General features: G+C 71.2%; 25 protein-coding genes. 8 read left to right on the top strand and 17 right to left on the bottom strand.

The window, feature by feature from the left end:
* Nucleotides 1–33: 33 nt before the first annotated feature.
* The gene (locus tag IOE58_RS00705) at nt 34–624 is read right to left on the bottom strand and encodes a DUF4245 family protein (protein ID WP_193864510.1); all 591 of its coding nucleotides are present in this window, start codon (nt 622–624) and stop codon (nt 34–36) included.
* 122 nt (nt 625–746) lie between these two features.
* Here IOE58_RS00705 and IOE58_RS00700 point away from each other — a divergent pair, with 122 nt between their 5' ends.
* Both IOE58_RS00700 and IOE58_RS00695 read left to right on the top strand, forming a co-directional pair.
* Entirely contained in the window at nt 747–1,658 is a 912-nt protein-coding gene (locus tag IOE58_RS00700) for a PfkB family carbohydrate kinase (protein WP_193864508.1), read from the top strand.
* Between the two features lie 115 nt (nt 1,659–1,773).
* Nucleotides 1,774–3,195 carry a class II fumarate hydratase gene (locus IOE58_RS00695; RefSeq protein ID WP_193864507.1) on the top strand — a complete coding sequence of 474 codons (1,422 nt, stop codon included), beginning with the start codon at nt 1,774–1,776 and terminating at the stop codon, nt 3,193–3,195.
* 120 nt (nt 3,196–3,315) lie between these two features.
* Here the strand turns inward: IOE58_RS00695 and IOE58_RS00690 are convergent, their stop codons facing one another.
* Nucleotides 3,316–4,797 (bottom strand): RNA 5'-3' helicase PhoH2, encoded by a 1,482-nt coding sequence (locus IOE58_RS00690; protein WP_228018425.1) that lies wholly within the window; start codon nt 4,795–4,797, stop codon nt 3,316–3,318.
* Between the two features lie 293 nt (nt 4,798–5,090).
* Entirely contained in the window at nt 5,091–5,852 is a 762-nt protein-coding gene (locus IOE58_RS00685) for an isoprenyl transferase (protein WP_193864505.1), read from the bottom strand.
* 191 nt (nt 5,853–6,043) lie between these two features.
* Between IOE58_RS00685 and trhA the strand changes: the two genes are divergently transcribed.
* Nucleotides 6,044–6,910 (top strand): PAQR family membrane homeostasis protein TrhA, encoded by an 867-nt coding sequence (trhA, locus tag IOE58_RS00680; protein WP_193864503.1) that lies wholly within the window; start codon nt 6,044–6,046, stop codon nt 6,908–6,910.
* Between the two features lie 17 nt (nt 6,911–6,927).
* Here trhA and IOE58_RS00675 read toward each other — a convergent pair whose 3' ends face one another.
* Nucleotides 6,928–7,302, bottom strand: coding sequence for a hypothetical protein (locus IOE58_RS00675; RefSeq protein ID WP_193864501.1), 375 nt, complete (start codon nt 7,300–7,302; stop codon nt 6,928–6,930).
* Nucleotides 7,302–8,321 (bottom strand): mycothiol conjugate amidase Mca, encoded by a 1,020-nt coding sequence (mca, locus tag IOE58_RS00670; protein ID WP_193864500.1) that lies wholly within the window; start codon nt 8,319–8,321, stop codon nt 7,302–7,304. The genes IOE58_RS00675 and mca overlap by 1 nt, the downstream gene beginning before the upstream one ends.
* Before the next feature lie 206 nt (nt 8,322–8,527).
* On the opposite strand from mca, the gene IOE58_RS00665 reads away from it, so the two are divergent.
* Both IOE58_RS00665 and greA read left to right on the top strand, forming a co-directional pair.
* A complete protein-coding gene (locus IOE58_RS00665) occupies nt 8,528–8,920 on the top strand; it encodes a DUF4307 domain-containing protein (protein WP_193864492.1) in 393 nt (130 codons plus the stop codon).
* A 231-nt stretch (nt 8,921–9,151) separates the two neighbouring features.
* On the top strand, nt 9,152–9,640 hold the full coding sequence (gene greA / locus IOE58_RS00660) for a transcription elongation factor GreA (RefSeq protein WP_193864491.1): 489 nt from the start codon (nt 9,152–9,154) through the stop codon (nt 9,638–9,640).
* A gap of 116 nt (nt 9,641–9,756) precedes the next feature.
* On the opposite strand, the gene IOE58_RS00655 is transcribed toward greA, so the two are convergent.
* A complete protein-coding gene (locus IOE58_RS00655; protein ID WP_193864490.1) occupies nt 9,757–10,917 on the bottom strand; it encodes an AI-2E family transporter in 1,161 nt (386 codons plus the stop codon).
* A gap of 230 nt (nt 10,918–11,147) precedes the next feature.
* Here IOE58_RS00655 and IOE58_RS00650 point away from each other — a divergent pair, with 230 nt between their 5' ends.
* A complete protein-coding gene (locus IOE58_RS00650) occupies nt 11,148–12,029 on the top strand; it encodes an ABC transporter ATP-binding protein (protein ID WP_431831686.1) in 882 nt (293 codons plus the stop codon).
* On the top strand, nt 12,014–13,729 hold the full coding sequence (locus IOE58_RS00645; RefSeq protein ID WP_193864488.1) for a hypothetical protein: 1,716 nt from the start codon (nt 12,014–12,016) through the stop codon (nt 13,727–13,729). The genes IOE58_RS00650 and IOE58_RS00645 overlap by 16 nt, the downstream gene beginning before the upstream one ends.
* Nucleotides 13,730–13,733: 4 nt before the next feature.
* Here IOE58_RS00645 and IOE58_RS00640 read toward each other — a convergent pair whose 3' ends face one another.
* The 7 genes from IOE58_RS00640 to glmS are packed head-to-tail and all read right to left on the bottom strand — an operon-like array spanning nt 13,734 to nt 20,763.
* Entirely contained in the window at nt 13,734–14,195 is a 462-nt protein-coding gene (locus IOE58_RS00640; protein ID WP_193864486.1) for a GNAT family N-acetyltransferase, read from the bottom strand.
* 2 nt (nt 14,196–14,197) lie between these two features.
* Nucleotides 14,198–14,926 (bottom strand): tRNA (adenosine(37)-N6)-threonylcarbamoyltransferase complex dimerization subunit type 1 TsaB, encoded by a 729-nt coding sequence (gene tsaB / locus IOE58_RS00635; protein ID WP_193864483.1) that lies wholly within the window; start codon nt 14,924–14,926, stop codon nt 14,198–14,200.
* Nucleotides 14,926–15,489, bottom strand: coding sequence for a tRNA (adenosine(37)-N6)-threonylcarbamoyltransferase complex ATPase subunit type 1 TsaE (tsaE, locus tag IOE58_RS00630; protein ID WP_193864479.1), 564 nt, complete (start codon nt 15,487–15,489; stop codon nt 14,926–14,928). Before tsaE ends, tsaB begins: the two co-directional genes overlap by 1 nt.
* A complete protein-coding gene (gene alr / locus IOE58_RS00625) occupies nt 15,486–16,706 on the bottom strand; it encodes an alanine racemase (RefSeq protein WP_193864474.1) in 1,221 nt (406 codons plus the stop codon). The genes tsaE and alr overlap by 4 nt, the downstream gene beginning before the upstream one ends.
* Entirely contained in the window at nt 16,703–18,313 is a 1,611-nt protein-coding gene (locus IOE58_RS00620) for an NAD(P)H-hydrate dehydratase (protein WP_193864473.1), read from the bottom strand. The genes alr and IOE58_RS00620 overlap by 4 nt, the downstream gene beginning before the upstream one ends.
* Nucleotides 18,310–18,873, bottom strand: coding sequence for a holo-ACP synthase (locus IOE58_RS00615; protein ID WP_348981822.1), 564 nt, complete (start codon nt 18,871–18,873; stop codon nt 18,310–18,312). Before IOE58_RS00615 ends, IOE58_RS00620 begins: the two co-directional genes overlap by 4 nt.
* 27 nt (nt 18,874–18,900) lie before the next feature.
* Nucleotides 18,901–20,763, bottom strand: coding sequence for a glutamine--fructose-6-phosphate transaminase (isomerizing) (gene glmS, locus IOE58_RS00610; protein WP_193864471.1), 1,863 nt, complete (start codon nt 20,761–20,763; stop codon nt 18,901–18,903).
* A gap of 179 nt (nt 20,764–20,942) precedes the next feature.
* Between glmS and coaA the strand changes: the two genes are divergently transcribed.
* Nucleotides 20,943–21,893 carry a type I pantothenate kinase gene (coaA, locus tag IOE58_RS00605; protein WP_193864470.1) on the top strand — a complete coding sequence of 317 codons (951 nt, stop codon included), beginning with the start codon at nt 20,943–20,945 and terminating at the stop codon, nt 21,891–21,893.
* A gap of 44 nt (nt 21,894–21,937) precedes the next feature.
* Here the strand turns inward: coaA and glmM are convergent, their stop codons facing one another.
* The 4 genes from glmM to IOE58_RS00585 all read right to left on the bottom strand — a co-directional run bounded on the left by glmM (nt 21,938) and on the right by IOE58_RS00585 (nt 25,393).
* Nucleotides 21,938–23,284 (bottom strand): phosphoglucosamine mutase, encoded by a 1,347-nt coding sequence (gene glmM, locus IOE58_RS00600; RefSeq protein WP_193864469.1) that lies wholly within the window; start codon nt 23,282–23,284, stop codon nt 21,938–21,940.
* Between the two features lie 266 nt (nt 23,285–23,550).
* Complete coding sequence (rpsI, locus tag IOE58_RS00595) at nt 23,551–24,054, bottom strand: 30S ribosomal protein S9 (RefSeq protein WP_193864468.1); 504 nt, start codon at nt 24,052–24,054, stop codon at nt 23,551–23,553.
* A gap of 51 nt (nt 24,055–24,105) precedes the next feature.
* Nucleotides 24,106–24,549: a 50S ribosomal protein L13 gene (gene rplM / locus IOE58_RS00590; protein WP_193864467.1), complete on the bottom strand. Its 444-nt coding sequence runs from the start codon at nt 24,547–24,549 to the stop codon at nt 24,106–24,108.
* A 256-nt stretch (nt 24,550–24,805) separates the two neighbouring features.
* Nucleotides 24,806–25,393, bottom strand: a complete 588-nt coding sequence (locus IOE58_RS00585) for a hypothetical protein (protein ID WP_193864466.1) — start codon at nt 25,391–25,393, stop codon at nt 24,806–24,808.
* Nucleotides 25,394–25,402: the final 9 nt, after the last annotated feature.

Here is a 25,402-nt window from a genome sequence, read left to right as displayed (position 1 = left end):
TGGCCGGTCCGCCGCAGACTGGTCGAGACCGGTTCACCCGATCGAGGTGATCGCCGCCTCGGCCAGCTCCTCGAGCTCTGCGATCTCCGCCCCGCCGTGCACGAGCAGGCCCCAGTCCTCGCCCTGGCAGGACAGCCCCGTGCGGGGCTCGTCATCGGAGCCGCCGGTGACCACCTGGCAGGGAACGCCCGCGATCTCGCGCTCCTCCTGCACCGACGCCCCGGGCAGGCTCGCCGAGAGCACGGGGGCGGAGACCTCCGGGACCTGCACCAGTGCCACCAGGTGCCCCTGCGGCGAGGAGTAGCGGATCTCCCAGCGCTCCTGGCTGCCGGAGTAGCGCGCGGAGCGCTCGGCCCACTCCGCGCCCACCTCCGGTACGGCGACCGGGTACGGGGCGGTCCCCTGGGCTCGCTCCGCGCTGGCCGCGACGTCCAGCCCGGAGTTGGGCAGCGGCTCAGGGGAGGAGTCATCCCCCGCACCGAAGAAGGCGAAGCCCACGACGATCACGATCGCCATGGTGAGCCCGAGTGCCCACACGATGTTGCGCAGGGAGGTGTTCTGCTTGGTGAGCCGGGAGTACGGCGAGGTCGGCCGGGGCGCGGGGGTGTCGTCCGGGGCATGCATGGTCCCATTGTCCCCGCAACCGCGCCGCCGCTCCGCCGGGTCCTGGGGCACACCGTCTGCGGCGCCGCCCCCGATGCCGCCGCGCATTCGCCCCACCCCACGAAACCTGCGATGATCGCACGGTGACCGCGACATTCCTCACCCTCGGAGAAGCCCTCACCGATATCGTCGTCCACGGGGACGGCCATCGGGTTGAGCACCCGGGCGGCTCCCCCATGAACGTGGCAGTGGCGCTGGGACGCCTGGGCTACACGTCCCACCTGCTCACCCGCATCGGCAGCGACGCGCGCGGCGAGGCGATCCGCGCCCACCTCGCCGAGTCCGGCGTGGAGCTCACCCCGGGCAGCATCACCGGCGCCGCCACCTCCACCGCCGAAGCCCAGCTGGATGCCAGCGGGGCGGCCACCTACACCTTCGACCTGACCTGGGACCCAGACCCATCCGGACTGCCCGACGGCATCACCGCCGTGCACACCTCCTCCATCGCCGCCGTGCTCCACCCCGGCGCCGCCACCGTCGCCCAGGTGCTGGACCGCTACCGCGGGCAGGCCACCATCAGCTACGACCCCAATGCCCGCCCCACCCTGATGGGTGATGCGGCCGAGGCCCGCGAGCGGATCGAGGCGATCATCGCCCGCGCCGACGTGGTGAAGTCCTCCGACGAGGACGTGGCCTGGCTGTACGACACCGAGGACGTGGAGGACGTCGTGGCCTCGTGGCGGCGCAGCGGACCCGGACTGACCGTCCTCACCCGCGGCGGAGAGGGCGCAGTGGGCTTCAGCGACTCCGGCCGGGTGCAGGTCGCCCCGCCGCGTGTGGAGGTGGTCGACACCGTCGGTGCCGGCGACACCTTCAGCGCGGGCATCCTCGACGCCCTGGCCGACAAGCGACTGCTCGGAGCCGATCGCCGTGAGGCGATCGCGGCGATGCCGTCGGACGACGTCGCCGGGGTGCTGCGCCGCGCCGCGAGGCTGGCCGCCGTGACGGTCTCCCGCTCCGGGGCCAACCCGCCGTGGAGCCACGAGCTGACCTGATCCGCGCCCCCGGCCCGCCGCGGCAGCGCTCACGCCTACCCTGCTTCCTGACCCCGAGATCTGACCCCGATCCACCACGTCCCGTCACCGCCGACCGCACACCGAGGGAGAGACCTTGTCCGAGAACACCACCGCGCCCGCGACCCAGGGCGAGTACCGCATCGAGCACGACACCATGGGCGAGGTGCGGGTCCCCGCCTCCGCCCTGTACCGCGCCCAGACCCAGCGCGCCGTGGAGAACTTCCCGATCTCGGGGCAGGGCCTCGAGCCCGCGCACATCCACGCCCTCGCCCAGGTGAAGAAGGCCGCCGCCCGCGCCAACAAGGACCTGGGCGTCCTGGATGCCGCGATCGCCGACGCCATCGTCACCGCCGCCGATGCCGTCATCGCGGGCGATCACGACGACCAGTTCCCGGTGGACACGTACCAGACCGGTTCCGGCACCAGCTCGAACATGAACATGAACGAGGTGCTGGCCACCTTGGCCAGCCGCGCCGGCGGGATCGACGTGCACCCCAACGACCACGTCAACGCCTCGCAGTCCTCCAACGACGTGTTCCCCACCTCGGTGCATGTCGCGGTGACCGCTGCGGTGACAGAGAAGCTGCTGCCGGCTCTGGCTCACCTGGCGGAGGCACTGGAGACCAAGGCCGAGGCGTGGAAGCACGTCGTCAAGGCCGGCCGCACCCACCTGATGGACGCCACCCCCGTCACCCTGGGGCAGGAGTTCGGCGGCTACGCGGCAGCCGTGCGCTACGGCATCGAGCGCGTCGAGGCCGCCCTGCCGCGCACCGCCGAGGTCCCCCAGGGCGGCACCGCCGTGGGCACGGGCATCAACACCCCGGCCGGATTCCCGCAGAAGGTGATCGCCAACCTCGCCGAGCAGACGGGCCTGCCGCTGACGGAGGCGCGCAACCACTTCGAGGCGCAGTCCGCTCGCGACGGCCTGGTGGAGATGTCCGGTGCGCTGCGCACCATCGCCGTGTCGATCACCAAGATCTGCAACGACCTGCGCTGGATGGGCTCCGGCCCCAACACGGGCCTGGGTGAGATCGCCATCCCCGACCTGCAGCCCGGCTCCTCGATCATGCCCGGCAAGGTGAACCCGGTGATCCCCGAGGCCGTGCTGATGGTGTGCGCCAAGGTGATCGGCAACGACGCGGCGGTCGCCTGGGGCGGGGCCCAGGGCTCCTTCGAGCTGAACGTGCAGATCCCGCTGATGGGCACCAGCCTGCTGGAGTCGATCCGTCTGCTGGCCAACGCCTCCCTCGTGCTGGCCGACAAGACCGTTGACGGCCTGGTCGCCAACGAGGAGAAGGCACGCTTCTACGCTGAGGCCTCCCCCTCGATCGTCACCCCGCTGAACAAGCTGATCGGCTACGAGAACGCCGCGAAGATCGCCAAGCACGCCGTGGCCGAGCAGATCTCCGTGCGCGAGGCCACCCTCGCGCTGGGCTTCGTCGAGCGCGGCGAGCTCACCGAGGAGCAGCTGGATTCGGCCCTGGACGTGCTGTCCATGACCGAGCCGAAGGGCTGATCGAAGGGGCCGCCTGCGGGGCGGTCGGCTCAGCGCTCGAGCTCTCCGCAGCGCCCGAGCGGCAGCACTGCTGCTGCTCGGGCCGTCTCCCGGTCGATCATCCCGCGCATCACAGCAGCATCACAGCACGGGCTCGTCCAGCACGTGGGTGACCAGCTCGGCGACCTTGGACCGCTCGGAGCGCTGCAGGGTGATGTGGCCGAACAGCTCGTGCTCCTTGAGGGCCTCGACCACGGAGGCGATGCCGTCGTAGCGGCCGATCCGCAGGTTGTCGCGCTGGGCGATGTCATGGGTGAGCACGACGCGGGAGTTCTGGCCGATGCGGGAGAGCATGGTCAGCAGCACGTTGCGCTCAAGGGACTGCGCCTCGTCGACGATCACGAAGGCGTCGTGCAGGGAACGGCCGCGGATGTGGGTCAGGGGCAGCACCTCGAGCATCCCGCGGGAGAGGACCTCGTCGATCACGTTCTGGGAGACCATCGACCCCAGGGTGTCGAACACGGCCTGCCCCCACGGCCCCATCTTCTCGCTCTGGTCGCCGGGCAGGTATCCGAGCTCCTGGCCGCCCACCGCGAACAGGGGCCGGAACACCATGATCCTGCGCTGCGTGCGGCGCTCCAGGACCGCTTCCAGACCGGTGCACAGCGCCAGGGCGCTCTTGCCGGTACCGGCGCGGCCCCCCAGGGACACGATCCCCACGGACTCGTCCAGCAGCAGGTCGATCGCCACCCGCTGCTCGGCGGAGCGACCGGACACCCCGAACACCGTCTGGTCCCCGGGCACCAGGCGCACCTTCTTGTCCTTGGTGAGGCGACCCAGGGCCGATCCGCGCGGGCTGGTGATGGTGAGCCCGGTGTGCACGGGATGGTGGGCGATCTCGGGGATCTCCACCAGTTCCCCGTCGTAGAGGTCGGCCATGGCCTGCTCGTCCACGGAGGCAGCGATCATGCCGGTGTAGCCGCGGTCGCGAGCGAGCTCTGCGCGGTACTCCTCGGCGTGGATGCCGGAGGCGGAGGCCTTGATCCGCATCGGCAGATCCTTGGAGACCAGCACCACGTGCTTGCCCTCGAGCTGCAGATTCTTGGCGACCGCGAGGATGCGCGTGTCGTTGTCGCCCAGGCGGAACCCATCGGGCAGGGAAGAGGTGGACTGGTGGTTCAGCTCCACGTGCACGCGCCCGCCCTCCTGGCCGATGGGCAGGGGCACCGCGAGGTTGCCGTGCTGCTCGCGCAGGTCGTCGAGGATCCGCAGGGCCTGGCGGGCGAAGTACCCCAGGTCGGGGTGATGGCGCTTGGCCTCCAGTTCGGTGACCACCACGATCGGCAGCACGATGTCGTGCTCGGCGAAGCGGGTGAGCGAGAGCGGATCGGCCAGCAGCACCGAGGTGTCCAGCACGTAGGTGATCACCCCGGTCTCGATGTCAGGCAGCACCTCCTGGGCCGCCCCGGGCACCAGCGAGGGGACCACCGGCGTGCCGTCGCCCAGACGGGGCGCCGCTTCCGCCGATGTGCTGGCCCGCGCGGTGCGGAGCTCTGCGGGGCCGGCATCTGCGACGCCGCCCTCGGCGGGCATCGTCTCGCGGGCTGTGGTGGTCTCGTCCATGGGAGCCTCCCGGGTTCACGCGGTTGCCTGGACCATAACCCTGTCGGCACCCGCACTCGGGCGCGTCCCGCCGCGGGCGGGTGGGACGTTCACCCGATCGTCACCGGGAGTTCGGCAGAACCCCGGCGACCTCCATGGTGCCATCGCAGTGACCTGGAGCACATGGGGGACGCGCCCATCCCCGTCCCGGCTTCGACGGGCGGGGTGACGTGCCCGCCCTCCATGGGAACGACGACCGACCGGCCCCACCGTCTGTGCGGCGGGCCGGCGCACCCGGGGTTCGGGGCACCGGCCTAGCTGCCGAAGCGGCGCTCGCGACGGCAGAAGTCGCGCAGGGCGCGCAGCAGGTCCACCCGGCGGAAGCCCGGCCAGTACGTCTCGCAGAACCAGTACTCGGAGTGGACCGACTGCCACAGCAGGAAGCCGGAGAGCCGCTGCTCCCCGGAGGTGCGGATGATCAGGTCGGGATCGGGCTGGCCGCGGGTGTAGAGGTGCTCGGTGATGGAGTCGACGCTGATGGCCGCCGCGACCTGCTCTGGGTCCATCCCCTGGGATCCCAGATCCCGCACCAGTTCGCGCACCGCATCCACGATCTCCTCGCGGCCGCCGTAGCCGATGGCGACGTTCACCGTGAGGCGGGAAGCGGGCTCGGCATCCTGCTGGATCCGGCCGATGGCGCCGCGCACCTCCTCGGGCAGCATCTCCGCACTGCCGGTGAGGCGCACGCAGTAGCCGGCGTCGATGATCTGCTCGACGGTGTCCTTGATGATCCCGTAGAGCGCACCGAGCTCCTCGGCCGGGCGCGACAGGTTGTCGGTCGAGAGCATCCAGACGGTGACCAGCGGGATGTGGAGGTCCTCGCACCAGGTCAGGAACTCGACGATCTTCGCTGCGCCCATGCGGTGGCCCTCGGCGGTGGTGGCTCCGGAGGCCTTGGCCCATCGCCGGTTGCCGTCCACGATGACGCCCAGGTGCTGGGGCAGCTCGTAGTTCTCCAGCTCACGGGTGAGGCGGCGCTCGTACACGCGATAGAGCAGGGAGTCGTCGTCCACCACGGCCTCATCCCCTTCCGCCGACCGATCGTGCGGCCCGGATCGCGGCCGCGCTGTCCATTATCGGCTGTCGTGGACGGCTTTCGCGTGCGGTGCCAGGATCCTCCCCGGATCCGCACAGCTCACCGCGGGCGCGTGGCCGCCCCGCCGGCCCAGGCCGTGACGGTTACGGAACCGTAGGTTACGCTTTCGCCATGACCATCGGCGAGCGTCCGGACGACGCACCCCAGCACGAGCGCACCCGCGTCGCGCCCAGCACCATCACCCTCCCGCACCATGACCAGGATCCGGCGCTCCGCGAGGCGGTCGACGCGGTCGCCGAGTCCGGTGCCACCGTGACCGACGAGGACATCCCCACCGCCGATCGCTACCCCTTCGCGCCGCGCACCCTGACCCGCGCCATGGCGCGCCGGGCCGCGACGCTGGGCCTCCAGCTGCCCAAGCCTCGACTGCGGGGCGTGCTGCACCTGATCGCCTTCCCGGCGGTGCTGATCGCGGGCCTGCTGCTGGTGGCCTTCGGACAGACCCTCGCCATCCGCCTGGCCTGCACGGTGTTCATCGCGACCGCCTCCCTGCTGTTCGGGGTCAGTGCCACGTACCACCGCGGGACCTGGTCACCGCAGCACGCCATCATCCTGCGACGCTTCGACCACGCCAACATCTTCCTGATCATCGCGGGGACCTACACGCCGCTGGCGATCTCCCTGCTGGAGACGCGCGATGCGGTGACCCTGCTGACGATCTGCTGGGGCGGTGCCGCCGTCGGGGTGCTGTTCCGGCTGTTCTGGACCGGGGCCCCGCGCTGGCTCTACGTGCCTGCCTACATCGCACTGGGCTGGGTGGCGGTGTTCTACATGCCGCAGATGCTGGCCGGCGGCGGCTGGGCCGTGGTCTCACTGCTCGTGGCCGGGGGCATCGCCTACACGGCTGGTGCGATCGTGTACGCCCTCAAGCGGCCCGATCCCTCACCGGCGTGGTTCGGGTTCCACGAGATCTTCCACGCCGGCACGCTGGTCGGCTTCGGCTGCCACTTCGCGGCGGTCGCACTGTCGGCGCTCTGAGAGCCCGTAAGGGCCCGTCAGCGCAGGTCCGACGGAGGCCGCGGATCGTCCTCGGATTCCCCGGCTCCGCGCTCGCCTGCCGTGTGCGTCCCGTCGACAGGGTCCGTTCCCGGATCGACCTCCCGGCTCTCAGCACCGGCCCCGTCGCGCTGCTCCTCGGCCCTGTCGCGCCGCTCCTGGGCCTCGTAGCGCTCCCGCACCCGGCCCGCGGCCTGCACGCGTCGCACACGCCGGGCCATGTCCACCAGCAGCAGCACCAGCAGGGCCGCCAGCACGAAGGTGGCGAAGAACCCGGGCAGGCCGGGGGAGACGGAGACCGGGGTGAACTCCTCGCCGTCCGAAGGGGTGGGGGCTGCCAGCACCAGCTCGGTGATCACCAGGGCGGGGGACATCAGCGCACCTCGCCGTCGGCGGACCGACCGGTCCTGGCCTGCTCGCCGACATCCCGGGAGGGTGCCTCGTGGCCCTCGGTGCGCACCAGGTCGAGCCAGCCGCCCTCCTCATGGTGGGGCTGCTCCGGCCGGGCAGGGCGCAGGCCCGCGAACAGGTCCGTCTCCGGGAGCTCCACGCCGATGCGGGAGATGCGCAGCTCGTAGTCGTCGGTGCCCCAGGCTCGGGTGTCCGCGTCGTGGGCGATGCGGAAGAACGGACCGTCAGGATCCACCTGGGTGGCGTGGGCCCGCAGGGCGTCGTCCCGCACCTGGAGGTAGTCGCGCACGTCCACGCGCGTGGTGAGCAGGCGATCGGTGCGCTCGTCGAAGTGGAGCAGCATGTCCTCCAGCTCCTCGTTGGGCTGGCCCTCCTCACGCAGGTGCCGGGCGATCGCGGCGAACCGCTGCCGGTGGAACGCGTTGATGTAGTAGAGCTTGGCGATCGCCCATGGCTCCCCCAGCTCCGGGGCGAACTCGGGATCCGCCGCCAGCTCGAAGGCGGCCATCGAGATGCGGTGCACCTGGATGTGGTCGGGGTGCGGGTAGCCGCCGTTCTCGTCGTAGGTGGTCATCACGTGGGGGCGCAGTCGCCGCACCGCTTCGACCAGGGGGCGGGCGGCCTCCTGGACCTCGATGGTGGCGAAGGAGCCCTCGGGCAGCGGCGGCAGCGGGTCGCCGGTGGGCAGCCCGGAGTCCTCGAAGCCGAGCCATTCGTGCTGCACGCCGAGGATCGCCTGGGCCTTGGCCATCTCCTCGCGGCGCACCTCAGGCAGGCGTGCCGCGATCTCGGCGTCACCGAGCAGCTTGGGGTTCAGGATGTCGCCCCTCTCGCCACCGGTGCAGGTGATCACGGTGACCTCCACACCCTCGCGGGCGTAGCGGGCGGTGCTGCCGGCACCCTTGGACGACTCGTCGTCGGGGTGCGCGTGGACGGCCACCATGCGCAGGGGCTCGTCGGGGGCGGGCAGTACGACGTTCACGGATCTCCTCGACGGATCAGGCAAGGTCAGCGGGGGACGGCGCCAGGGACAGGGCCCCGACCATCGGTTGAGCCTACGCCATTTGCTCTCGCCCAGCGGCGAGCACGGGACCGTCTGCGCAAGCGGCGTCGGCGGCATCGGCACCATTCCCGCGGTGCCGACCATCGACCCCTCCTCCCCCAGGCCGGTCTGGGACACTGGCTGGCATGAGTGCAGTCCAGAACCGACCGGCAGATCGCTACGGCGCACCCATCGTGTCCCCGCGCCTGGGCCGGATCATGGTGGCCGTGGTCGCGATCGTGTTCGCGGCCACGGTGGTGCTGATCGGGATCCGCTTCGCCGATCAACCCGTCAAGGCCGAACTGCTCTCGTATGAGCACGTGGACGAGAACCGCATCGCGGTGAGCTTCGCGGTCACAATGCGCCCCGGAGCGGAGGCGGAGTGCGCGGTCCAGGCGATGAACGAGGGACGTGCGCAGGTGGGCTTCGTCGAGGTGGAGGTCCCCGCCCAGGAGCAGCGCCGCAGCACGCACCGGGTGGAGATCGCCACCCAGGGCGAAGCAGTATCGGCCGAGGTGCTCGGCTGCGAACAGCTCTGAGCACGCGGAGCACGCCGACACTCCCTGCGAGCCTCGCACTGACCTGCAATGTCGTGACGTGCACCATTGTGCGTTCAGGAAACTGCCCTCACACATGTAAACTGTCTGGGAACCGGCTTCGTGCCGGTTCTTCATTTCCCGCACACGGGGCGCATGCGCACATGTGCCCCGTATTTGCGTAGGGGGCCATGTCGTCCCATTGCGCACCAGAACTTCGACAGGAGTGAACCCATGAGCAGCCAGCCGAATGGCGCCTGGCTCACCCAGGACGCGTACGACCGCCTAGCCAAGGAGCTCGAGGAGCTCGAGGGCCCGGGGCGCACCGAGATCGCGGAGCGCATCGCTGCGGCCCGTGACGAGGGCGACCTCAAGGAGAACGGCGGCTACCACGCTGCCCGCGAGCAGCAGGGCATGATGGAGGCGCGCATCGCCGATCTCCAGCGACTGCTGAAGAACGCCGTGGTGGGCGAGGCCCCCAAGGACGACGGCGTGGTCGAGCCGGGCATGGTGGTGACCATCTCCCTGGCCGGCAAGGAGCGCACGTTCCTGCTGGGCAACCGTGAGATCGCCGAAGGTGACGACCTCGAGGTGTACTCGACCGATTCGCCTCTGGGCGGCGCCATCAACGGCGCCTCGGTGGGCCAGTCCATCGACTACACCGCCCCCAACGGCAAGTCCTTCCCGGTGGAGATCCTGAAGGCGAAGCCGTACAAGAGCTGACCGCCCGGCCATGTGGCCACTGCGCTGAGAAGAGGGCCCCTTCCCGGTATCGACCGGGAAGGGGCCCTCTTCTTGGCTTCGGCAGCAGATCAGCAGCCCTGCCGTGCCGGGTCTTCTCAGGCCACGGTGCGGCGGCGGAGCTGCCGGAAGTGGGCTTCGGCCCCAGCATCGAGCCCCAGTTCGGGGCTGGGATCACGCCCCACCACGTACAGCATCGTGGCGTTGACGAAGGCGATCAGCGGGATCGCGAACAGCGCCCCGGGGATGCCGGCAAGCATCGCACCGGCGGCGACGCCCAGGAACACGGCCAGCGGATGCATCTCCACGGCCTTGCCCATCAGGAACGGCTGCAGCACGTTGCCCTCGATCTGCTGGACGGCCAGAACGATGCCCAGCATGATCAGCGCCGATACCCAGTTGTTCAGCACCAGCACCAGCAGTACGGCGATCGCGCCGGAGGCGAAGGCACCGACCAGGGGGATGAAGCTGAACAGGAACACCAGCAGCCAGATCGGCACCGCGTAGGAGCCGAGGCCCAGCACCACCATGCCGAGCGCGATGCCCACGGCGTCCACGGCGGCCACCAGGATCTGGATGCGCACATACGCCGATAGGGCCTTCCAGCCGCGGCGGAACGCCTCATGGGTGGGGATGCGAGCGTCCGGGGGCAGCAACCCCACCACCCAGCGCCAGATCGCGGTGCCGCTGGAGAGCAGGAAGAACAGGGTGAACAGGCAGATCACGATGCCGGTCGCCACGTTGCCCAGCACCGCGGCGGTGCTCAGAGCACTGCTGACGAGCTGGGAGGCGTTCTCCTGAAGCTGGGTGATCCCCTCGTTGATCGCCGAATTGATCATCGGGTCATCGATCTGGAAGGTGGTCTGCGCCCAATCGAGGATCGCCTGGAAGCCGTCGACGGCCTTCGCCTGGATGTCGGCGAACTGGGCGATCAGCTGCCGACCGGCCAGGGTGAACATCCCGGAGATGACCAGCAGCAGACCGATCAGCGCGATGCCGCTGGATGCCGCACGCCCCAGGAAGGTGTACCTGGTGAGGACCTGCACCACGGGCTGAAGCATCACGGCCAGCAGGATCGCGATCAGCACCGGGATCACGATGGTGGTGATCTTCAGCAGACCCCATAGCACCAGGGCGATGGCCGCGACGACGATGATCAGTCGCCATGACCAGGCGGCGACCCGTCGCACGCCGATGGGGATCTCGTCCACCTCCTGCGGCAGGCCAGGGGGGCGCGGCGCAGGGCGCAGCTTCGACATCAGCGGTCTCCTTCATTCCGGCAAGCCGATCGACTCCGCGCCCACTCTAGTGGGGCGTACCCGGCCTGCCCTCACGATCGTGGCCCGCACGACGATCGAGGAGGTCATCCTCGACGAAGGTCGTGCCCGCCGCATCCCTCCGGCCAGGTCCCTCAGCGGTGGTGCTCGATACCGTGGGCCCATGCACAGCTCCGACGCCGCGCCCTCGCCCTCCCCGCCGTCCCACCGGCATCCTCCCTCCCGCGCCGACCGGCGGCAGCGCTCCCGCCCCGGCGCCCGCCACTGCCACCGCCCCCGATCCCGGTGCCGCAGGCGCGTTCCGCACGCGGCCACCGGCCCCCGAGCAGGCCGTGACCGCCGAGGCCGCGCTGTCCATCCGCGGGCTGCGCAAGTCCTTCAGCGGCACCGAGGTGGTCCACGGGATCTCCCTGGATGTCCCGCGGGGCTCCTTCTACGGCATCGTCGGCCCCAACGGTGCCGGGAAGACCACCACCCTGTCGATGGCCACCGGGATGCTGCGCCCCGACGGCGGCACCGCCCACGTGGCAGGGGTGGACATGTGGGCGCAGCCCGAGCGCGCGAAGGCCGGCCTGGGTGTGCTGGCCGACGGGCTTCGCACCTTCGACCGCCTCACGGGCCGTGAGCTCCTCACCTATGTGGGCCTGATCCGCGGGATGGAGGCCGACACCGTCGCCACGCGCACCGACTCCCTGCTGGCGGCCTTCGACCTGGCAGGCGAGGAGGGCAAGCTGGTGGTGGACTACTCCGCCGGCATGACCAAGAAGATCCTGCTGGCCAGCGCCCTGATCCACGCGCCCCGCCTGCTGGTGCTGGACGAGCCGCTGGAGGCCGTGGACCCGGTCTCCGCACAGGTGATCCGGAAGATCCTCACCGACTACGTGCGCAACGGCGGCACCGTGGTGCTCTCCAGCCACGTGATGGAGCTGGTGGAGGGCCTGTGCACCCACGTGGCGATCATCGCCAAGGGTGAGCTGCTCGCGGCGGGCACCCTCGACGAGGTGCGCCGGGGAGGCAGCCTGGTCCAGACCTTCATCGACATGGTGGGCGGCGGGGCCGTGGCCGAGGGGAGCCTGTCGTGGCTGGAGTCCTGAGCACCCCGCCTGCCGCCGCCACCGCTGCCGCGGGGACCGTCGATCACGGCTCCATCCAGCAGCGGCAGCTGGTGCCGCTGCTGATGAAGCTGAAGTGGGCGCTGTGGAAGCGCTCCTACCGCAAGAACGTCGGCAAGCTGGTGGGCACCATCATCGGTGTGCTGTACGCCACCGGCGGCCTGGTGGGACTGGTGTTCACGTTCCTGGGGCTGACGCTGTGGAGCGGCGAGGGCACCATGTTCCCCACCATCATCAGGGGCCTGGGTGCGGTCACGGTGCTCGCGTGGCTGCTGATTCCCGTGCTGGCCTTCGGGGTGGACGACACCCTGGACCCGCGACGCTTCGCCATGTTCCCGCGGTCGGCGAAGGAGCTGCAGCCGGGCATGTTCGCCGCTGCCGCGCTGAGCCTGCCCACCCTGCTGACCGTGGTGGCCGTGGGCATCGCGACGGTGTTCGAGGTGATCTGGCTGCTGGCCTTCGGCGCCGGTGCTGTGTGGGTGGCCCTCGCCCTGATCGTGCTGCTCCCTGCCAACCTGGCCGGCATCGCCCTGTGCCTGCTGCTGCCGCGCGCGGTGTTCGCGCACTCGGCCTCCCGCACCTCCTCTCGCAGCGGTCGGGAGCTGGGAGGCATGGTGGCCATGATGCTGTTCCTGGCCGCTGTCTACGGTATCTCTCTGTCGGTGCAGGGCCTGGAGAGCCTGGACATGGACCTGGTGCGCGAATGGACCATGATCGCGGTCACGGTGCTGGCGTGGACCCCGTTCGGTGCCCTGTTCGCGGTGCCGATGGACCTCGCGGAGGGCCAGGTGCTGGCAGCCCTGCTGCGCGTCCTCATCGGCGCAGCGACGATCGTGCTGGTGTGGAGGTGGTGGCGACGCTCCCTGGACCGCTCCCTCACCTCGGCACTGACCGGGGACGCCTCCTCGGGCACCGCGAAGGTCACCTCGCTGGTGCCGCGATGGGCCACCGCATCGCCTTTCGGGGCGGTGATGGGAAGGTCGCTGCGCTACTGGCGGCGCGACACCCGGTACCTGGCCGCCGTGGCCATCTACCCGCTGGTGTTCGTGTTCCTGGCCGCGATGGGTCTGGTGCTGGAGGAGGCCCGTCCGATGATGCTGGTGATGGCCGTGCTGATGGCCGGTCTCACGGGCATCTCGCTCTCGAACGAGATCGGCTTCGACGGCCCTGCAGGCTGGGTGAACATCACCGCCGGGCTCGACGCGCGCGCGAACCTGCTGGGCCGCATCGCGGCGATCGCCGTGCTCATGGCTCCGGCGGCGGTCGTGGTGACCGCGCTGGTGCCCCTGCTGTACGGCATGGCGCACCTGGTCCCGATGATGGTGCTGGGCACGCTGGGTCTGATGCTCACCGGCTGGGGGGTCTCCGTGGTGGTGGGCGTGCTGCTGCCCTACCCCACCTCGCCCCCGGGAACGAACCCGATGAAGGACAAGTCCGCCTCGAGCGCCAATGCGTTCCTGGGGATGGGCGCGGCCTCCCTCGGCGTGTTCGTGCCCCAGCTGCCGGCGATCGGGCTGGCCGCCTGGGGCGTGCTGGGCGGGGGCCTGCTGATCCAGGGGCTCGCAGGCCTGCTCAGCCTGATCATCGGCATCGTGGTGCTGTGGGTGGGGGTGCGGATCGGTTCGGCACGACTGGATGCCCGCTACCCGGACCTGTTCCAGAAGGTCCGCGACCACCTCTGAGCGTTCAGCTCAGCTCGCGCTGCATCACCAGGGCGTCGATGCTGCGCCCGCGGATCCGGTAGTAGCCGCGCCTGCGCCCGATCTCCTGGTAGCCGGCGCGCCGGTAGAAGGCGCGGGCGCGGCCGTTGTCCTCCCGCACCTCCAGCAGGATCCGCTCGGCACCGCCCGCCCGGGCGGCCTGCTCGCACCAGCCCAGCAGCGCCTGCCCGATGCCGCGATGCTCCTGGAGGGAGCCGATGGTGTGCAGGTCCGCGGTGTCGCCGGCCAGCATCACTCCGGCGTACCCCAGCAGCTCACCGGCCCGACCGGGTTCCTCGGCGACCACGTAGCGACGATCGGGGTGCTCGATCTCCTCGGCCAGCTGGAACACGGTCCAGGCCTCGCCGGGGAACAGCTCCAGCTCGGCGAAGGCGATGGCCTCCACGTCCTCGAGCGTCGCCTGTCGCAGCGTGATCTGCTCGGGCATGGTCAACGGCCCAGCGCGCTCTTGCGGGAGGTGGGCTTGGCGGCGTCCGGGTCCCGCAGGTACAGGGGGTCCGTGCTGGTGAGGTCCTCCCCCTGGGCGTGCAGGAGGGCCGCCACCTCGATCAGGTGGGAGGCATCCGCGTCCACGAGTTCCGAGGTGGCCGGCAGCAGGTCCGGGTACAGGCGGGTCCCGGAGCCGACCAGCAGACCGCAGGCCGTGAGCTCCGCGGCCACGTCCGCGGGCGGGGCAACGGCTGGCCCGGACTCGCGGCGCACGGTGCCGTCGGCCAACCGGCGGTACCGGGCGTGGTAGACCTCGCGGCGGCGCGCGTCGAGCGCTACGGCCACCGTGCGCTCCGGCAGGTCGCGGGCATTGCCGGCGACCCCGTCAGCCCCGTCGGCCTCGGCGAGCGCCTGGTGGGCCAGGGCGTCCAGGGAGCACACCCCGTGCAGGGGGATTCCCAGCACCGCGGCGATGGACCGGGCAGCCACCAGGCCCACCCGAAGGCCCGTGAAGGGGCCGGGGCCGCGGCCGACGACGACGCCGGTGAGCCCTGCGCGGCTGGCGCCTGCGTCCTGCATCACCCCGTCGACCAGGGCCAGCAGCACCTCGTCGTGGTGACGGGCGCGGGCGTCGGAGCGCACGTGGCGCACAGCGGCATCCGGTGCGTCCAGGTCTCCACCCATCACAGCGGTGGAGACGGCACCGGAGGTGTCGATGCCCAGCAGCATCAGTCCTCCTGCTCGTGGGTGTCGGTGGCGGGGTCGATCGGCGCGGTCCTCAGGCCGGCACCCGCCAGCGCGCGGGACAGGGACGTCGTCGCGGTCCGGTCCCAGCGAGGTCCGGACGGGAGCAGGCGCAGGGTGCGCGGCTCCTCGGGGCGGTCGGGATCGGCCACCTGGGTGGGGCGCACCAGCTCGATGAGCAGGTGCGAATCAGCCATGTGCTCCACTCGGTCGCGGCCCCATTCCACCACGGTGACCGCATCGTCGAGGTCGGCCTCGAGGTCGAGGTCCTCCAGGTCGGCACTGCCGCCGAGCCGGTAGGCGTCCACGTGCACGAGTGCCGGGCCTGCGGTGAGGGAGGGATGCACCCGGGCGATCACGAAGGTGGGCGAGGCCACGGGCCCACGCACCCCCAGCCCTTCCCCGAGGCCCTGGGTGAAGGTGGTCTTGCCCGCGCCGAGGGGCCCGTCCAGCACCAGCAGGTCGCCCGCGCGCAGCACCGTGGCGAGCACCTCGGCGACGCGCCGGGTGTCCCGCGGGTCCTCCGTGTGCAGCTCGATGCCGCTCATGGACGGACCTCGCGCGGAACGCGGGCGTTGATGGAGGTGAGCACCTCGTAGGGGATGGTGACGGCGGCACGTGCCCAGTCGTAGGCCGTGGTTGCGGCAGGTCCGTCGCTCCCGGCGGCGTCAGGTCCGGGGCCGTCCTCGGCCGGAGTGCTCTCGTGCCCGATGCGGGCATCGCCGAACAGGATCACCTCGTCACCGGCCTTCGCGACGCTGTCAGGGCCCAGGTCGAGCACGATCTGATCCATGCTGATGCGGCCCACCTGCGGCACCACCCGGTCGCCCTCGGCGGTGCGCACCAGCACGGACACCTTGCCGCTGGCCGCGCGGTGCAGACCGTCGGCGTAGCCCATCGGCACCAGTCCCAGGCGGGTGGTGCTCGCCGCGGTGTGCAGGCGCCCGTAGCCCACCGTGGTCCCCGCCGGGACCTCCTTGACCAGGGCCAGGCGGCTGGTGACGGTCATCGCGGGTCGCAGCGGGAGGTCGGTCTCCACCGGCGGGTAGCCGTACATCGCGATGCCGGGCCGCACCAGGTCGCGGTGCAGGTCGGGCCGGGACAGCAGGGCGGCGGAGTTGGCCAGGTGCTGCAGCGGGATGGTGCCGAACTCCTCGGTCAGGGCGGCGACAGTGGAGTCGAACACGTCCACCTGCTGGTCGGTGGCCGGGTCGGAGGGGACGTCCGCATCGGTGAGGTGGGTCCAGGCCGCGACCAGCTGCACGAAGTCCTCCTCCCGGATGGCCTGCACCACCGGGGCGGCCTGGGAGGGCAGGACGCCGTTGCGGCCCATTCCGGTGTCGATCTTCAGGTGCACGCGGGCGCGCCGCTCCACGGAACGGGAGGCATCGATCACCAGGTGCAGCATCTCCATGGAGCCGACGGACACGTCGATCCCGGCGGCCACCAGGTCCGGCAGCAGGGCGGCTGCGGTGCGCGGCTCGTACATCCAGGTCAGGATGGGCACGTCCAGTCCCGCATGCGACAGGGCCAGGGCACCGGCCGGGTGGGCCGCTCCCAGCCAGGTGGCCCCTCCCTCGAGTGCGGCCCGGGCGGTGGCGAGCATGCCGTGCCCGTAGCCGTCGGCCTTGACCACGGCCATCAGCGCCGTCTGCTCGTCGAGCGCACTCTTCAGTGCACGCACGTTGTCGGTGATGGCCGACGGGTCCACCACCGCGCGGTTGGGGATGTATCGGGGATCCTCCGCCGGGATCGGGACGCTCATCGTTCTCCTTCGCTCGACGGCTCTGCGCCGTGGGGCTGGTCCTCCGTGCCCGACAGGATAGTCGCCAGGGCATCGGGGACCCGATCGGCGACGTCGAGAGCGACCAAGGGCACGAGGCCTCCGTGGGAGGCCAGGCGCCCCGCGCGGCCGTGCAGCAGTGCGGCGATCGCCGCCGAGTGCGGGCCGGGCAGTCCCGCGGCGAGCAGGGTGCCCAGGATCCCGGCGAGCACGTCGCCGGTGCCGGCAGTGGCCAGATAGGCCGTCGCGTCGTCCTGCGCGAGCAGCGGGACCTCCGCCTCGGGCGCGGCGATCACGCTGACCGAGCCCTTCATCAGCACGGTCGCCCCGGTGGCGCCGGCGAGCGCCCGCGCCAGGGCGGGCGCATCCTGTTCGGGGTCGATGCCCAAGGTGCGGGCCAGCCGCTGCGCCTCGCCGCGGTGCGGGGTGAGCACCACCTCGGCGCTGAAGCGGTCCGCCCGTCGGATGGCATCGATCCCTCCGGCGTCGATCACGCCACGGCGCACCTCGCCGTCGGTGCCGGCGCGCAGGGCGCCGATGACGGTGCGTGCGCGCGCGTCGTCACCGGGAAGGCCCGGGCCGACCACGAGCGCATCGGTGCGGCCGATGTCGGCCAGGTCCACTCCTCCGGCGCGGGAGCCCGCCGCCGGGGCGGCCGGCCCGTCGGGCACCGGGTGGCCCAGGACCTCGGGTCGGGTGCGCAGCACCAGGTCCAGCACGGGGGCGGGGGCGAGGCAGCGCACCATGCCCGCCCCGGCGCGTGCCGCACCGGAGCAGGCCAGTACCGCGGCGCCCGGATATCGGGTGCTGCCGGCGGCGATCGCGACCACGCCGCGGCTGTACTTGCTGTCGTCCCTGCCGGCCCGCGGCCACAGCCGGCGCACGTCCTCATCCTGGAGGCGCTGCACGGCGGGCTGCGGGGGCAGGTGGTCCGCCAGCCCCAGGTCCACCAGGTGGGTGCGACCGGTGAGAGCGCTGCCGCCGGGCAGCAGCATCCCGGCCTTGACGGCTCCGAAGGTCACGGTGGAACGCGCGGGCAGAGCGAGCTCGGCGGCCTCACCGGTGGTGGCATCCAGGAAGCTGGGGAGGTCCACGGCGATCACGGGTGTGCCGCGGTGGCGGATCAGCTCGAGGATCCCTCGCAGTTCCCCGGGGACCTCGGGGCGGCCGCCGATGCCGAGGATCGCATCGAGCACCAGGCAGGTACCGTCGATCAGCTCGCCCAGCTGCTGTTCGGTGAGATCCGCGAGCCGGTGCAGCGTCCCTCCAGCCGCGTGGAGGGCTCGGGCCCCCTCCTGGTGGCAGGCGTCCGCGGTGGCGAGTCCATCGGCGCGGATCCCGTCTCGGCGCAGCATGGCCGCGGCGTGCAGCCCGTCGCCGCCGTTCGCACCGGAGCCCGCGAGCACCAGTACGTGGGGTGGTGGTCCCGGGGCGCGATCCGCATCGGCGACGAGTCCGGTCCGGGCCCGCAGTTCGGCGCGCACATGGGCGGCGAGGGCGTGGGCGGCCCGCTGCATCAGGGGCTCGCCTGCATTGAGCAGGGGACGCTCTGCCGCGCGGACGGTCTCTGCTTCGTAGCCGTGGATCATGCTCCTGCCTCCGCTCCCGTGGGCCTGCTGCTCGGGCTGGTCCCCGTTCGATGGTCCGCCGGCGGGTCGCTCTCCCTCTCGGCCACCACGATCGCGGTGGCGATCGAGCCGTCGTGGGAGAGGGACAGGTGCAGGTGGCCCACCCCTAGGCGCTCGGCGGCGCGCAGCGTGGCACCCTCGAGCACCAGGTAGGGCTTGCGGGCACCGTTGCGGCGCACCGTGACGTCGTGCCAGGAGAAGTCCCCCGGGGACCCCAGTGCCTTGCCCACGGCCTCCTTGGCGGCCACGCGCGCGGCGCGGGAGGCGGCGGACATCTCCCGCTCGCTGGGGGTGAGCAGGCGCGTCAGCAGCGCCGGGGTGCGCACGAAGGCCGCATCGAGCCGGGGCACGTCGACCACGTCGATGCCGACCCCCACCACGGTGCCGTCCTCACGGGGCGCGAAGGCCCGGGGCGATCCCCCGGCCGTCTCGGCAGGCTCGACGCGCCCGGCCGGCCCGGCGGACAGGGCAGGCGGGGTGGGGCCGTGCGGGTCATGGGGATCGGAAGGGGACGTGTACACCCCTGCAGTATCACACCCGCGTGCGGGTCACTCCACGGTGACGGACTTGGCCAGGTTGCGGGGCTGGTCCACGTCCAGGCCCTTCGCGGTGGCCAGCTCGCAGGCGAAGATCTGCAGCGGGATCACCGTCAGCAGCGCCGCGAACAGGGTGCGGGTCTGCGGGATGCGGATCACCACGTCGGCGTAGGGCAGCACCTCGTCGTCCCCCTCCTCCGCGATCACCAGGGTACGGGCACCCCGGGCGCGCACCTCCTGGATGTTGGAGATCACCTTGGAGTGCAGCACGTCGCGCCCGCGCGGGGAGGGCACGATCACGAACACCGGCTGCCCCTCCTCGATGAGGGCGATGGGGCCGTGCTTGAGCTCGCCGGCCGCGAACCCCTCGGCGTGGATGTAGGCGATCTCCTTCAGCTTCAGCGCGCCCTCCATGGCGGTCGGGTAGCCCACGTGCCGGCCCAGGAACAGCACGCTGGTGGCGTCCTTCATGTCCTTGGCGAGATCCTCGACCTGTGCCGAGGCGTCCAGCACCTGCTGGATCTTCTCCGGCAGGGCGTGCAGGTCCTCCATGATCTGGGCGATCTCGTCGGGGAAGAGGTTGCCGCGCACCTGCGCCAGGTACAGGCCCAGCAGGTAGCAGGCGGCGATCTGGCCCAGGTAGGCCTTGGTGGAGGCCACCGCGATCTCCGGGCCGACGTACAGGTACAGGGCGGCATCGGCCTCGCGGGGGATGGTGGAACCACGGGTGTTGCAGATCGCGATCACCTTGGCGCCCTGCTCCTGCGCGTGGCGCACGGCCATCAGGGTGTCCATGGTCTCGCCGGACTGGGAGATCGCCACCACCAGCGTCTTCTCGGTGACCACAGGGTCGCGGTAGCGGAACTCGTGGGCCAGCTCCACCTCCACCGGGATGCGGCACCAGTGCTCGATGGCGTACTTGACCACCGCACCCGCGTTGGCGGCGGTGCCGCAGGCCACTACCACGATCTTGTCCACGCTGCGCAGCACGGAGTCGTCGATCGCCTTCTCGTCCAGGTGCAGCTTCCCGTCGACCAGGCGGCCCAGCAGGGTGTCGGCGATGGCGCCGGCCTGCTCGTGGATCTCCTTGGCCATGAAGGAGGGGTAGCCGCCCTTCTGCGCGGCGGTCACGTCCCACTCGATGGTGAAGCGCTTGGGGTCGGTGACCTCGGCGCCGTCGGCGGTGATCACTCGCACCGCATCGGCGGTGACGGTGACGATCTGGTCGTGGTCGATCTCCAGCGCCTCGCGGGTGGAGTCCACGAAGGCGGCCACGTCCGAGCCCAGGAAGTTCTCGCCGTCGCCCAGTCCCACCACGAGCGGGGAGTTGCGCCGGGCGGCGACCACGGTGCCCGGGGCATCGCGGTGCACGGCCAGCAGCGTGAAGGCACCGTCGAGATGGGTGACGGCCCGGCGCATCGCCTCGGTGAGGTCGCCGGTGGCCTCCATCTCCCGGGCCACCAGGTGGGCGGCGGCCTCGGAGTCGGTCTCGGAGCGGAAGGGGTAGCCGGCCGCCTCCAGCTCGGCGCGCAGGGCGGCGAAGTTCTCGATGATGCCGTTGTGCACCAGGGCGAGCTCGTCGTCGTGACCGCCCAGGTGGGGGTGGGCGTTGGTGTCGTTGGGTGAGCCGTGGGTGGCCCAGCGGGTGTGGCCGATGGACACGCTGCCGGTCATGTCGGTGCGCTCGGCGAGGGCCTCGCGCAGGTTCTGCAGCTTGCCGGCCCGCTTCCCGAGGCGCACAGTGCCGTCGTCGACCACGGCGATGCCGGCGGAGTCGTACCCGCGGTACTCGAGCCGGGCCAGGCCCTGCAGGGCCACATCGACGGGGCGGGAGGGAGGCGGCGCGGGGCCTGCGTATCCGACGATTCCACACATGGGGCTCACGCTAACGGCCCGCGCAGGGTGTGACACCCCGAAACCGCTGGTGGAGAGAGGTGTCGCTCACGATCCAGAGCGACCGTGCACGCACGTGGAGCATCCCGCGCAGGTTCGGTCACGATCGGTCACGGCCTGTCCGGTGCGCGTCACGGGGCCCGGGCTGGAACAATCGCCCCATGAGATCCGCCGTCAACGCCGTCTCCCCGTTCGACGAGATCCCTCGTGACGAGTGGGCCCGGCTCTCGCAGCAGACCCCGCTCCCCCTGTCCGAGCAGGACGTGGCGAAGCTGCGGGGCCTGGGCGACCGGGTGGACCTGCAGGAGGTCGATGCGGTGTACCGGCCCATCTCGCGCCTGCTGAACATCCAGGTGGCCGCCGCCCAGCAGCTGCGCATGGCGCGGGGGGACTTCCTGCCCCAGCGGCAGCACCGCACCCCGTACGTGATCGCGGTGGCGGGATCGGTGGCCGTGGGCAAGTCCACCACCGCGCGCCTGCTGCGGGAGCTGATGGCGCGCTGGCCGGACACGCCGCGCGTCCAGCTGGTGACCACCGACGGGTTCCTGTACCCCAACGCCGAGCTCGAGAAGCGCGGCATCATGCACCGCAAGGGCTTTCCCGAGAGCTACGACCGCAGGCGCCTGCTGCGGTTCGTCTCCGACGTCAAGGCCGGGGTGTCGAGCGTGGAGGCACCGGTGTACTCCCACCTCACCTACGACATCGTCGAGGACGAACGGGTGGTGGTGGAGCGACCGGACGTGCTGATCCTGGAGGGCCTGAACGTGCTCCAGCCCTCGCGGCCGCGTCGTGACGGGCGGATGGGCCTGGCGGTCTCGGACTTCTTCGACTTCTCCGTGTACGTGGATGCCCGCGGTGAGGACGTGCAGCGCTGGTACGTCGAGCGGTTCCTGCAGTTGCGACGCACCGCCTTCAACGACCCCCGCTCCTACTTCCGCCGCTACGCGGAGCTCTCGGACCAGGAGGCCAGGCAGACGGCCGAGCGGATCTGGCGCTCCATCAACGGGCCGAACCTCTCGGAGAACGTGCTGCCCACGCGCGGTCGCGCGGATCTCGTGCTGCGCAAGGACGGCCTGCACCGGGTGCAGACCGTCCTGCTGCGCAAGGTGTGAGGACGGGCCGGCCGCACTGTCGACCGGCCCTCACAGGATGCGACTCAGAGGCCGACGCGCTCGCTGACCACAGCGGCGAGGCGCTCAGCCACGGCGGTGGCCTGCTCGTCGGTGGGCGCCTCGACCATCACGCGGACCACGGGCTCGGTGCCGGAGGGGCGCAGCAGCACGCGGCCGGTCTCCCCCAACTCGGCCTCGGCCTCGGCGACGGCGTCGAGCACACCGCGGTCGATGGTGGCGCGCGCCTTGTCCACGTTCTTGACGTTGATCAGGGCCTGTGGGAGGCGGGTCATGACGTCGGCCAGCTCGCGGGCGGTACGCCCGGTCTCGGCGATCCGCTGCAGGAGGTGGAGGGCGGTCAGCTCCCCATCACCGGTGGTGGCGTGCTCGGCGATGATCACGTGCCCGGACTGCTCACCGCCGATGGAGTACCCGCCCAGGTTCATCTCCTCGAGCACGTAGCGGTCGCCCACGGCCGTCTGCCCCAGGAAGATGCCGTGCTCGCGCATGGCGAGCTTGAGGCCCAGGTTGCTCATCACCGTGACCACCAGGGTGTCCTCGTGGAGCTTGCCGCGCTCCTTGAGGTCCAGGGCCAGGATCGCCATGATCTGGTCGCCGTCGATGACCTCGCCGTCGGCGTCCACGGCCAGGCAGCGGTCGGCATCGCCGTCGAAGGCCACGCCGATGTCCGCGCCGTGCTCGCGCACCGCTCGCTGCAGGGGCTCGAGGTGGGTGGATCCCACGCCGTCGTTGATTAGGCCGCCGTCGCTGAGGTCGCCGATCACGTGCACGGTGGCGCCGGCGCGCCGCAGTGCCTCGGGGCCGGTGACGGCGGCAGCCCCGTTGGCGCAGTCGGCCACGACGGTGATGCCCTCCAGGGAGCGATCCAGGGTGCGGACGAGGTGCTCGACGTAGGCATCGATCGCGCCCTCGTAGCGGCGGATGGTGCCCACGTCGGTGCCCTCCGGGCGGTCCCACTCCTCACCGAGGCGGGCCTCGATGGCGTCCTCCACCTCGTCGGGCAGCTTGGTGCCGCCGCGGGCGAAGAACTTGATGCCGTTGTCGGGGGCGGGGTTGTGGGAGGCGGAGATCATCACGCCCAGGTCGGCACCAGTGGACTGCACCAGGTACGCCAGTCCCGGGGTGGGCAGCACCTCGGCGTCCAGCACGTCGACACCCGCGGAGGCGAGTCCCGCGCACACGGCGGCGGTGAGGAAGTCACCGGAGGGGCGGGTGTCCCGGGCGACGATGGCGCGCGGCTTGGTGCCGCCGAAGGCGCCCAGGGTGCCCAGCACGTGGGCTGCGCCCACGGAGAGCTCGACGGCGAGCTCCGCGGTGATGTCGCCGTTGGCGCGTCCGCGCACTCCGTCGGTACCGAACAGTCGTGCCATGGGATCCGATTCCTCTCGCAGGGTGGTGTCGCCGGGTGGTGTCGCAGGGTGGTGCTCCGGTGGGCCGCTCAGGACGACCGACTGTTCGAGGGTAGTGGGCAGTGGGCCCGTCGCCGCGAAGATCTGCCGATGTCATCGACTGGGGAGAGCAGGGCCACGCCGGGCAAGGCCACGCACGGGCCGGTGGCTGCCCACGCGACAGGACCCCGCCACCGAGGGGTGACGGGGTCCTGTGCGAGCTGGAGGAAGCGGCGCTGCCGCTCCGATCAGCGCTTGGAGTACTGAGGCGCCTTGCGGGCCTTCTTGAGCCCGGCCTTCTTGCGCTCGATGACGCGGGCGTCACGAGTGAGGAATCCGGCCTTCTTCAGGGTGGGACGGTTGTTGTCCTCGTCGATCTGGTTCAGCGCGCGGGCAACGCCGAGGCGCAGAGCGCCGGCCTGGCCGGAGGCGCCGCCGCCGTGGATGCGGGCGATGACGTCGAAGCGTCCCTGGATGTCCAGCACGCGGAAGGGCTCGTTGACCTCCTGCTGGTGGACCTTGTTCGGGAAGTAGTTCTCGAGGCTGCGGCCGTTGACGGTCCACTGGCCGGAGCCGGGGACCAGGCGCACGCGGGCGACAGCCTGCTTGCGACGGCCGGTGCCGTAGCCGGGAGCGGTAGCCGACTGGCCGCGGCCGGTCGAACCCTCGGTCTGGGTGGACTCGGTGGTGAAGCTCGACGGGGCCTCTTCGTCGGTGACGGTCTCGAGGGCCTCAGGGGTGGTCTCGGTCACGGTTCTCCTTGGTTGTTCCGTGCGGCAGGGCGAAGCGCGGGGCGCGCCCGCTTACTGCGCCACCTGGTCGATGGTGAAGGGGACGGGCTGCTGAGCAGCATGGGGGTGCTCGGCGCCGCGGTAGACCTTCAGCTTCTTCAGCTGCTGGTCAGCAAGCTTGTTCTTGGGGAGCATGCCGCGGATGGCCTTCTCGACCGCCTGCTCGGGCTTCTTCTCCAGCAGCTCGGAGTAGGGGATGCCGCGCAGGCCGCCCGGGTAGCCGGAGTGGCGATAGGCCAGCTTGGTCTCGCGCTTGTTGCCGGTCAGGGCAACCTTGTCAGCGTTGATGATGATGACGAAGTCGCCTGCATCCACGTGGGGTGCGAAGACCGGCTTGTGCTTTCCCCGCAGCAGCTGAGCAGCCTGGGAAGCGAGCCGGCCGAGGACGACATCCGTTGCGTCGATGACGTACCAGGAACGCTCGACATCGCCGGGCTTCGGGGTGAACGTACGCACTCGTGCCTTCTTCTCTCGTCGGAGTGCCCCATGAGCGGGTGCTCAGGGGCACGGTTCGATGGACCGTGGACACGCTTCCCTCGGTTGAAGCATGGCCTCTTCGCTGGGCCCGGACCGTTCCGCTTACGCCGCGACGGCGGTCCTGGGTGCACTGTGAGGAGCCCTTTTCGCGCCGACCTGTGAGGAGTCGGCAGCGGATCAGGGCGCGCACCAAGGCACAACGACGACCAAGACTACTGGTCGGGCGGCGACGGGGTCAACGCGGGGGCGGGGTCCCCGGGGTGTGATCTCCGGCTCGCGGGGCGTGCAGCATCAACTGCAGCAGCCGTCCAGCCCCGGCCAGGGCCACCAGGACCGTGGCAGCGGCACTGGTGGCATGAAGGGGCCACGACCATGGCGAATGGTCAGCGCCGCCGATGAAGTAAGTATCGGCCAAGGACATCCCAGCCCCGAAGCTCGCTGCGAAGTACGCCGGAGTCCCCGCGGCCAGCAGCACCAGATACCCCAAGGCCAGCGTGGACACCGGTGTGCGGGACCGCATCCCGACCACCCCGAGCACCAGTGCGAGCACGACGCCGAGGGCGGGAATGCCGAGGGCAAGGACCGGTGACAGACTCTGATCCGCGGCCTCCAGGTCGCGATGGATCTGCGAAAGGGTGCGGCCCGGTGCTGCGGCCAGAGGGTTCAGCACCAGGATCTGCACCACGGCGAGCGTCGCGTACGCGAGAACCAGCGATGTCCCGACGAGGACCACGGCCACGTGGCCACGCGCAGCCCCACCGCTGCGGCGGGCCTCCCGCGCCGCGGCGGCCATCGCGTCCACGTCCGTCCGTCCTGCGTTCATGCCGCCCCC

This window comes from Brachybacterium epidermidis (assembly GCF_015209585.1).
GTDB lineage: Bacteria > Actinomycetota > Actinomycetes > Actinomycetales > Dermabacteraceae > Brachybacterium > Brachybacterium epidermidis.
Note: the sequence above shows the minus strand (reverse complement) of the source record. Positions and strands in the feature narration are given on the sequence as shown.